The organism is Alkalimonas amylolytica (assembly GCF_900107845.1).
GTDB lineage: Bacteria > Pseudomonadota > Gammaproteobacteria > Enterobacterales > Alteromonadaceae > Alkalimonas > Alkalimonas amylolytica.
In genome coordinates this window covers 605109-614334 of record NZ_FNRM01000002.1, presented here as the reverse complement: position 1 = coordinate 614334, position 9226 = coordinate 605109, and the positions used below count along the sequence as shown (strand labels likewise).

Sequence of the window (9226 nt, the reverse complement as noted above, 5' to 3'; positions counted from 1 at the left end):
AGCGGGAAGCCGGCCACAAGATGAGTTATCCCTCAGACTTTAAGTCTGCTAAAGGGTCGTTGGAGACCACAACGTTGATAGGCAGGGTGTGGAAGCGTGGCGACACGTTAAGCTAACCTGTACTAATTGCCCGAGAGGCTTAACCATACAACGCCCAAGTGGCTTGTATGCACGCTATCGAAATCAGCTTGCTAGTTAAAGACAGACAAAACCAGTTTACGCCTGGTGGCAATAGCGCTGTGGAACCACCTGACTCCATTCCGAACTCAGAAGTGAAACGCAGCTGCGACGATGGTAGTGTGGCATTCGCCATGCGAGAGTAGTACACCGCCAGGCACCTTATTCAAGCAAAAGGCCTACCCTCACGGGTAGGCCTTTTGCGTTGAAGCGCCTTACGGCGCACAGCACTCCCACGCCGGCCACAGCGGTGGCATTGCGAAACACTTCCCTGTGTTTCGCCCTTCGGGCCGTCGCTTCGCAACGTCCAAATTCGTTCCTGACGAATTTGTCGCCATGCGAGAGTAGTACAGTGAGGCCGGGATTTCGACAAGCCAACAATTTGGCTTGGCGCCGGCAGAACGCCCCGAGCTCTGCGAGGGGCATGAAGGCACCTTATAAAGCCAAGAGCCCACTCATTCGAGTGGGCTTTTTGCGTTGAACCGCCTGACTCCCATCTATCCGCGAAGGCTGAGGCCTCGTTCAGATCGACATCAACATGTTTGAGCGCTAGCGACAAATGTGCCGGGAGCACATTTGAACAGCTTTAGCTGGCACGAAGGGCGCAGGGCAGGATGCCCGGAGTAGTTGTTGTGGCGAGCCTGAAGGAGTGCCTCAGCCAGAAGCCGTCAGATGATCACCAGGATGCACTGGATTGCATTCATCCTGCTGTGATAAGCTGGAATTATTCGTAATAATTTATTCTTATCATGAAATATTTAATTCCTACTTTAAAGCTGGTAACTGCAGCTGTCTGGTTGTCGGCCAGTTTTGCCCAGGCAGAGCCTGCTGTGGAACTGTCGATCTCTGACTTAGTGACACAATCTATGCAGGCGTTTGATACACCTGGTATGTCGGTTGCTGTGGTGCATCGGGGCGAGGTGGTGCACCTGGCTGGCTATGGCTACCGGGTGTTGGAAGCGGAGTTACCGGCTACTGCTGAAACTTACTTCCGGCTGGCTTCTGCCAGTAAAGCCTTTACTGCTGCCAGTGTGGCCATCCTGGTGGATGAGGGCAAGCTGAGCTGGGATGACAAGGTGGTTGATCACTTGCCGGAGTTTCGCTTGCAGGATCCTTGGGTGACCGCCGAGTTTACCATTCGCGACTTGCTTTCACATCGCAGCGGCCTGGTTGGTGGGGCTGGCGATAGCATGATTTGGCCTGAGCCATCCGGCTTTAGCCGCCAGGAAGTGATCCATAACCTGCGCTACCTGACCCCCGAGTTTAGCTTTCGCAGCAACTATGGCTACAGCAATGTATTCTATATTACCGCCGCTGAGCTGGTTGCGCGCTTAGCGGATCAGCCCTGGGAAGACTTTGTTGCCCAGCGTATTTTTGCCCCGCTTGGCATGGACTGTTATGCCGGTGATATGCCGGCAGAGGTGGTGGCCAACAGTGCCTTTGGCTATGGCATGCGCAATGGTGATTTTTTTAGTATTCCGCGCAATGGCATTGATGGCAAAGGCCTGATGTCGGCCGCAGCGGGTGGTTTGGTGTGTAGCGCCGCGGAGATGACCAAGTGGCTGCAGTATCTGCTCGGTCAGTACCAGCAGGCTGAGATGCCAGCTACGGTGTTTAGTCGGCAGCAACAGCTGCAGATGTGGTCACCCATGACGGTAATGACGGTGACCAATCGGACACAAGCGTTGCATCAAACCAACTTCAGTGCGTACGGTCTGGGTTGGCGGATGCAGGATATGCATGGCCACAAGGTGGTGCATCATACCGGCACCTTATCCGGCTATCAGGCCTATGTGGCCCTGGTACCAGAGCTGGAGCTGGGTGTGGTGGTGCTGAATAATGGCTCGGACAGTGGCGCCAGGACGGCTGTGATGCAATCAATTCTGGATAGCTATCTGGCAGTGGCTGAGCCGCAAAACTGGATTGCTTTTTTACAACAAGAACGCGAAGAGCGCGAGCAAAGAGCTGCCCGCCGAGCGCCGGATTTGCCGGTTGGGACAGGCGAGGTATTGTTGCCATTGAGTGCTTATGCCGGTTATTTCAAAGATCGCTGGTTTGGTGGTATTGAGATCCTGCATAGTCCTGAAGGCCTGAGCTTTCGCTCTGAGCGGATGGTGAATAAAGTAGGCAGCATGGAGCCCTTTGCTGATCATAGTTTTGTCATTCGCTGGCAGGATCCCAATGTAGCAGCGGATACATTGATCCAGTTTGAACTGGATGCAAAGCGTCAGGTTATTGGCTTTGAATTGATGCCGCATCGGGTGCAGGTTGGCAGTCGCCATGCCTACCGTGATATGGCCTTTAGCAAGGTAGCGGATTCAGCCCCGGCAGCTGCCGAGGCTACCGGGGATGACTAAGCTAAGTTAACGCTGAGTTGCCGCTTTCATTTGCCGGACGAAAGCGGTGAGCTCTTGCAACAGCGCTGCTGGCTGCTGTTGCAGCTTTTCAATCCGTTGCACAATGGCTGAGCCTGAAATAGCGCCTGCAGCCCCACTGTCCAATGCATCTTTGACATGCTCTGGTGCTGAGATGCCAAAGCCGAGTAAGGTTGGTGCTGCATGGTACTCGGCCAGTTTCTCAATCAAATGATGAGCCGGAGCCGCTGCTTTAGTTTCAGTACCTGTGACACCTGCCCGGCTTAACAGATAGGTATAACCACGGCCATAAGAGGCAACCTGACGCAAACTCTCATCATCGCAGTTGGGTGGCACGATAAAAATAGGGGCTACACCATGCTGCATGGCGGCCTGGCGAAAGCGTTTGCTTTCATGCAACGGCACATCGGCAATCAGCACAGAATCGACGCCGGCAGCGGCTGCTTGCTGGTAAAATGCATCAATGCCTTTGGCCATTACCAGATTGCTGTACAGTAACAGGCCAATGGGTAAGTCCGGGTATTTGGCGCGCAGCTGGCTGATCAATCCCAGAGCGCTGCCTGGGGTTACCCCTGCGGCCAATGCACGGATATTAGCACCTTGAATAGTGGGGCCATCGGCTACCGGATCGGAAAATGGAATACCCAGCTCCAGTGCATCAGCGCCCCCTGCGATCAGTGCTTCAATGATTTGATACGACAGCTCAAGGTTTGGATCCCCGATGGTGACGAAAGGGACAAAAGCGCCTTGTTTTTGCTGCTCCAGGCGATTAAACATCTGCTGATAACGGCTCATGCCTGCTCCTCCTGTGCGCTTTGCGCAGTTAAAATGCTATGCACATGGGTTAAGTCCTTATCGCCCCGACCGGATAAATTGACCAGCAGAATTTGCTCCTTATCCGCTTGCTGAGCCAGCTTCAGGGCATAGGCCAGTGCATGCGAGCTTTCCAGAGCTGGGATAATGCCTTCGTGTCTGGCCAGTGATTGAAAGGCGGCCAGTGCTTCGTCATCGTTGATGGCGACGTAACTGGCCCGGCCGGATTGTTGCAAATGGGTATGCTGTGGCCCTACAGCCGGGTAATCGAGGCCAGCGGAAACTGAGTAAGACTCTTCAATCTGGCCATCAGCCGTTTGCATAATAGCGGTATAGGCACCATGCAGGATACCATAGCTGCCGGTGCTAAGCGCTGCACCGTGCTGATGTGTATCGATGCCCATCCCGCCGGGTTCAACGCCAATCAGTTGCACCGATGGCTCATCAATAAAATCAGCAAACATGCCAATGGCATTGGAGCCACCACCGACACAAGCGATCACCGCGTCCGGCAGCCGGCCTTCTTCAGCCAGAATTTGTTGTTTGGCTTCTTCCCCAATCATGCGCTGGAATTCACGTACGATGGTTGGGAAAGGGTGTGGGCCAGCAGCGGTGCCCAGCAGGTAATGGCTTTTTTCGTAGGTAGCGGACCAGTCGCGCATGGCTTCATTGACCGCATCTTTTAAGGTACCTGAGCCCGAGGTGACCGGGATCACGGTAGCACCCATTAACTTCATGCGAAACACGTTGGGTTGTTGTCGCTCAATGTCTTTCGCACCCATGTAAATGCGACACTTTAAGCCCAGTAAAGCACAGGCCAGAGCCGTAGCTACACCATGCTGACCAGCTCCGGTTTCGGCAATGATGTCATGTTTGCCCATGCGCTTGGCAAGCAAAGCCTGGCCCAGTACCTGATTGGTTTTATGCGCACCGCCATGCAGCAAGTCTTCACGTTTCAGGTAAATCTTGACCTTAGGGTTGGGTGAAATATTGCGACATAAGGTTAATGGTGTTGGCCGGCCAGCATAAGTGGATAACAGCCGCTGGAACTCGGCCTGAAAATCAGGATCCTCCTGAGCGTCCATAAAGGCCTGCTCCAGTTGCTTTAAGGCTGGTACCAGTAATTCTGGGACAAACATGCCGCCATAATTGCCAAAGTAGGCAGGTAAACTACGCTTTGTCATAAGAAAACTCTCTGATCCGGTTAAAAGCAGTAAATAATTGGTCGTGATCTTTGATGCCAGGTGCCTGTTCAATGCCGGAGTTGATATCGAGCCCGGCTACCGGCAAGGCCAGTGCATCGGTAATATTGTTCGGGTTTAAACCACCCGCCAGCATTACTGGGATCTTACTTTGCAGGTTGCTCAGCAGTTGCCAGTTAAAGCGCTCGCCGGTACCGCCAGCAACGCCTGGCTGATAGGTATCAAGCAGCAAGCGGTCGGCTTTGCTGGTAAAAGCTGGCAGCTTGTCGGCTATGCGGTAAGCCCGCCAGATTTCGGTTCCGGCTGGCAGCAAGGGCCGCAGGCGCTCAATGTAAGCATCGTCTTCGTCACCATGCAGCTGGACTGCTGCCAGGGACAGCTCGGTGGCGATGGCAGCCACTTGCTGTTCGCTTTCATTGACAAAGACACCGACAAATTGCAGAGCCGCTTGCTGTACCAGGGTTTTGGCCTGATCAAGGCTGACCGCCCGTGGTGACTTGCTGTAGAAAATCAAGCCGGCATAACAGGCGCCTGCTTGCTGCACGGCCTGCACATCTTCGGGGCGGGTCAGGCCGCAGACCTTGTGCTCACCGCGGGTCAGGCGTGTGCAGGCCAGCGCTAAATCGCTTTCTGCCATTAAAGAGCTACCGACCAAAAAGGCATCGGCCACCTGGCTAAGCTGACGTACCTGCTGATTGGTGTAAATGCCAGACTCCGACACCACCGTCACATCGGCCGGCAACAGCTTGCTCAGGCGAAAGCTGGTGTTAAGATCGGTGGATAAATCACGCAAATTGCGGTTGTTGATGCCAATCAGCTTGGCACCAAGGCTGACAGCCCGTTTGGCTTCCTCTTCATTACTGACTTCGGTTAATACCGTCATGGCGAGCGCATCGGCCACCTGATGCAGCTGTTGGTATTCGTTATCGGTCAGCACTGACAGCATCAGCAAAACGGCATCAGCACCACTGAGGCGGCCGAGGTAAATCTGATAACTATCGATAATAAAGTCTTTATGCAGCAAAGGCTGCTCGACCTGAGCGCGGATCTGACTCAGGTTATCGTAACTGCCTTGAAAAAACTCGGCATCGGTCAGTACCGAGATGCAATCGGCGTACTGGCCATACACTTCAGCCAGCTCATCCAGATCAAAGTTTGGCCGGATAAGCCCTTTGGATGGAGAGGCTTTTTTGCACTCTAAAATAAAACGAGGCCCAGCTTGTTGCAGTGCTGCCAAAAAGTGGCGTGTGGTGGGTTTCACCTGGGATAAAAAGCTTTCCAGTGGGCGCTCGGCTTTAAACCGGGCCACTTCCTGACGCTTGTAATCAATGATCTTGTTTAAAATATCAGCCATGGGACGCCTCCTTCATCAATTGCAGGGTGCGATACCCCTTGTCGCTGCTAAGCAGTTGTTTTATATGCACCACATTGTCTTTAAGATCAGCATTTACCCCAGTAATGGCCATCATGGCAGCTACGTTGGCGGCAATGGCATCCTGGTGCGCCTCCTTGCCTTTGCCTTGCAAGATAGCCAGGCTGGCGGCGGCATTTTCAGTTGGGTTACCCCCAGCCAGTTCTGCAAGGGCGCGTTCAGGCAGGCCAAAATCGGCGGGTGTTAGTGTGAACTGGCGGATAGCACCATCTCGTAGTTCAGTCACTTGTGTCGGGCCATGTAATGCAATTTCATCGCAGCCGCTGCCATGCACCACCCAGGCTGTGTTCACATCCAGCTGTGTCAAAGCCTTTGCCATTACAGGCCCTAACGCCGGATCATAGACACCGAGCAGTTGAAAACCAGGAGCGGCTGGGTTTAGTAACGGGCCAAGCACATTAAACAGGGTGCGGGTTTTCAGTTGTTGGCGCACTGGCATCGCAAAACGGATACCGGCATGGTACAGAGGCGCGAATAAAAAGGCACAACCAGCCTGCTGCAAGCTCTGCGCGGCCTGTTCGGGCGATAGTTGAATATTCACCCCCAGGCTTTCCAGCAAATCGGCCGAGCCGGACTTGCTGGAAACACTGCGATTGCCGTGCTTGGCCACCGAAAGCCCGGCTGCGGCGGCAACGATTGCGGCAGTGGTGGAAATATTGATGGTATTGCTGCCATCTCCACCGGTGCCACAACAATCGATGCTGTTGCTTGCTGCTATTGGAAAAGGCGTGGCAGCAGCGCGCAGGGCTTGAGCCGCTCCAGCCACTTCGTCAGGCTGAATGCCTTGCAGCTTGCCGGCAACCAGTACTGCGGTCAGATCAATGGGATCGACGTCTCCGGCGACCACAGCCGCAAAGAATTGCTGGGCTTCTTGCTGCGTGAAATGGCCGCCGTTCAGGCGCTTTTGCACCAGTTCTGCAATCATACAGGGCTCCTTGACATCAGATAGTCCAGACTCTGCTTTAGCAAGGGTTTGCCAAGCGTCGTCAGGATGGATTCGGGATGAAACTGAAAACCGAGGATCGGTAAACTGCGGTGCGCGATGGCCATCGGTATGGTGTGAAAGCGGGCAATTACCTGCAAAGAGTCCGGCACCGTGGTGGCAATCAGCGAATGATAGCGCGCTACCGGGAAGGGCTGAGGCAGGCCGGCAAAGACCGGATGGTCGCTCAATGCAATCGCCGAGGTTTTACCATGGACGGTTTCACCGGCCTGACCCACCACGCCGCCAAAATGTTCCACCAGTGCTTGGTGGCCAAGGCAGATGCCAAGCAGAGGCACTTTGCCTGCAGCCAGGCGAATCAGTTCTGGCATGCAGCCGGCATGCTCAGGAGCACCTGGACCAGGGGAGAGTACCAGGGCGGTGGGGCCTGTCTCGCCGTTAATTTGTTGCATAATAAAATCAGCCGGCACGGTATTACGGTATAGTTTTAGGTGATAGCCCAGTTGCTCAAACTCATCCACCAGGTTGTAGGTAAAGGAGTCGACATTATCGAGCATATACAAAGTGGTCATAGCGCCTCCTGCTGAGCGGCTGTCTGAATGGCGCGGATTACGGCCTGAGCTTTATTGCGGGTTTCATCGGCTTCAGCCTGGGGATCGGAGTCAAACACGACTCCGGCGCCGGCCTGGATAGAGGCCATCCCGTCCTGCACATAGGCGGAGCGGATCACGATGCAGCTATCAAAGCTACCATCACCGCTCAGATAGCCAACAGCGCCACCATAACTGCCACGGCGTTTTTGTTCTACCAGCCGGATTAGCTCAGCAGCTTTGACTTTCGGTGCACCCACCAGGGTGCCCATATTCATGCACGCTTGGTAGGCATGCAATGCATCCAGCTCCGGTTTCAGCGTGCCGATGGCCCGGGAAACCAGGTGCATGACGTAGGAGTACCGATCCACTTTCAGCAGCTCTTTGACATAGCGGGTGCCTGGCACAGAAATCCGCGCCACGTCGTTGCGTGCTAAGTCTACCAGCATCAGGTGTTCGGCTTTTTCCTTTTCATCCTGGCGCAGCTCAAGCTCGATGCGGCTATCCAGATCGGCATCAATGCTGCCATCGGCATGAAAACCACGGCGGCGAGTGCCGGCGATGGGGTAAATTTCGACCTGACGATTGCTGGCATCGAATTTAAGCGCCGACTCGGGCGAGGCACCAAACAGGGTGAAGGTACGATCCTGCATGTAAAACATGTACGGGCTGGGGTTCAGCTGTTTCAGCCGTGCATAAGCAGCCAGGGGCTCAGGGCAGGGCAGCTGGAAACAGCGCGATGGCACTACCTGGAAAATATCGCCACAGACGATGTGTTGCTTTAACCGTGTGACCTCGGCCTTGAAGTCCTCATCGGTCACATCGACCTGTACTTCGTCGGTGCTAGCTTCTGCAGCTATCCGTTGAAAGGGCTGCTGTTGTTGGGTCAGTTGCTTGAGCTGTTCCAGGCGTTTGCCAATGGCAAAGCAGTTGGCAGCGGCTTGCTCACCACAGAACACGTTACCTATCAGTTTGCTGCTGCGGCTTTGATGATCAGTTATCAGCAGGGTTTCGGCCAGATAAAACAGATAGTCCGGGCATTGGTTATCCCCGGCGGCCACCTCTGGCAATTGTTCGACATTGGCAATCATGTCGTAGCCAATAGCGCCACCTAAGAAAATAGCGAATTGTTCATCGCTCTGATTGTTCAACTGCGATTGAATGCATCGCAGCACACTGAAGGGGTTGGCAACCTGCAAGCGGCTGACTTCATCCAGCAAGGGATCGGCTTTGGCGTAGCGCACGGTTAATTGCTCTGGCTGCTGCATCACCTCGGCTTGGGCTTGCAGCTTGTCGGCCAAAAAGGGCAGTAAGGTGATGCCATTGGCACTGAGTGCTTCGATCAGCACGGTATCGGCATTGCACTCAATCCGCAGAGCAGCATCAATCAGCAGCAAGCTCTTCAGATTGTCTTTGCTGTCGATTTCAGCCGACTCGAGCAGCAAAGAGCATGGATTGATGGCCGCCAGCTGCTGGTAACAGGCCAACGGATCCTGTTGGTAGTCGATGGCCATAGCGATGCTGGCGACTTCTCCGGCTTGTTCTGTTATGTGACTGAAAATCATAGTATTCTCTGAATTTGAAGCAAAAAAAAGCCCGTTTCATCGAAACGGGCTCAGGTTATTAAAGCTAAAACAACGCCTACAACACACGCCCGTTGGGAGTGTGCCACCACCAGTTGATTGCAGTGAATG

General features: G+C 54.1%; 7 protein-coding genes and 2 rRNA genes. 3 read left to right on the top strand and 6 right to left on the bottom strand.

The window, feature by feature from the left end:
- The 3 genes from BLW37_RS06255 to BLW37_RS06240 all read left to right on the top strand — a co-directional run.
- Positions 1–147: ribosomal RNA gene (locus BLW37_RS06255) — 23S ribosomal RNA — on the top strand; the annotation flags it as partial.
- 74 nt (positions 148–221) lie between these two features.
- Positions 222–336 (top strand): 5S ribosomal RNA (gene rrf, locus BLW37_RS06250).
- A gap of 590 nt (positions 337–926) precedes the next feature.
- Positions 927–2534 carry a serine hydrolase gene (locus BLW37_RS06240; RefSeq protein ID WP_091341033.1) on the top strand — a complete coding sequence of 536 codons (1608 nt, stop codon included), beginning with the start codon at positions 927–929 and terminating at the stop codon, positions 2532–2534.
- A gap of 6 nt (positions 2535–2540) precedes the next feature.
- Here the strand turns inward: BLW37_RS06240 and trpA are convergent, their stop codons facing one another.
- Genes trpA through BLW37_RS06210 form a run of 6 tightly spaced genes read right to left on the bottom strand, consistent with a single transcriptional unit; the run spans position 2541 to position 9097 of the window.
- Positions 2541–3347: a tryptophan synthase subunit alpha gene (gene trpA / locus BLW37_RS06235; protein WP_091341031.1), complete on the bottom strand. Its 807-nt coding sequence runs from the start codon at positions 3345–3347 to the stop codon at positions 2541–2543.
- The gene (gene trpB / locus BLW37_RS06230) at positions 3344–4549 is read right to left on the bottom strand and encodes a tryptophan synthase subunit beta (RefSeq protein WP_091341030.1); all 1206 of its coding nucleotides are present in this window, start codon (positions 4547–4549) and stop codon (positions 3344–3346) included. The genes trpA and trpB overlap by 4 nt, the downstream gene beginning before the upstream one ends.
- The gene (trpCF, locus tag BLW37_RS06225) at positions 4536–5921 is read right to left on the bottom strand and encodes a bifunctional indole-3-glycerol-phosphate synthase TrpC/phosphoribosylanthranilate isomerase TrpF (RefSeq protein ID WP_091341028.1); all 1386 of its coding nucleotides are present in this window, start codon (positions 5919–5921) and stop codon (positions 4536–4538) included. Before trpCF ends, trpB begins: the two co-directional genes overlap by 14 nt.
- Positions 5914–6924 (bottom strand): anthranilate phosphoribosyltransferase, encoded by a 1011-nt coding sequence (gene trpD, locus BLW37_RS06220; protein ID WP_091341027.1) that lies wholly within the window; start codon positions 6922–6924, stop codon positions 5914–5916. The genes trpCF and trpD overlap by 8 nt, the downstream gene beginning before the upstream one ends.
- Positions 6921–7514 (bottom strand): aminodeoxychorismate/anthranilate synthase component II, encoded by a 594-nt coding sequence (locus tag BLW37_RS06215; RefSeq protein WP_091341025.1) that lies wholly within the window; start codon positions 7512–7514, stop codon positions 6921–6923. Before BLW37_RS06215 ends, trpD begins: the two co-directional genes overlap by 4 nt.
- Positions 7511–9097, bottom strand: a complete 1587-nt coding sequence (locus BLW37_RS06210) for an anthranilate synthase component 1 (RefSeq protein ID WP_091341023.1) — start codon at positions 9095–9097, stop codon at positions 7511–7513. The genes BLW37_RS06215 and BLW37_RS06210 overlap by 4 nt, the downstream gene beginning before the upstream one ends.
- Between the last annotated feature and the right edge of the window lie 129 nt (positions 9098–9226).

Coding starts and splice junctions, on each gene's coding strand:
- BLW37_RS06210 (WP_091341023.1), bottom strand. CDS start 9,097: ATGATTTTCAGTCACATAACAGAACAAGCCGGAGAAGTCGCCAGCATC.
- trpCF (WP_091341028.1), bottom strand. CDS start 5,921: ATGGCTGATATTTTAAACAAGATCATTGATTACAAGCGTCAGGAAGTG.
- trpA (WP_091341031.1), bottom strand. CDS start 3,347: ATGAGCCGTTATCAGCAGATGTTTAATCGCCTGGAGCAGCAAAAACAA.
- BLW37_RS06215 (WP_091341025.1), bottom strand. CDS start 7,514: ATGACCACTTTGTATATGCTCGATAATGTCGACTCCTTTACCTACAAC.
- trpB (WP_091341030.1), bottom strand. CDS start 4,549: ATGACAAAGCGTAGTTTACCTGCCTACTTTGGCAATTATGGCGGCATG.
- BLW37_RS06240 (WP_091341033.1), top strand. CDS start 927: ATGAAATATTTAATTCCTACTTTAAAGCTGGTAACTGCAGCTGTCTGG.
- trpD (WP_091341027.1), bottom strand. CDS start 6,924: ATGATTGCAGAACTGGTGCAAAAGCGCCTGAACGGCGGCCATTTCACG.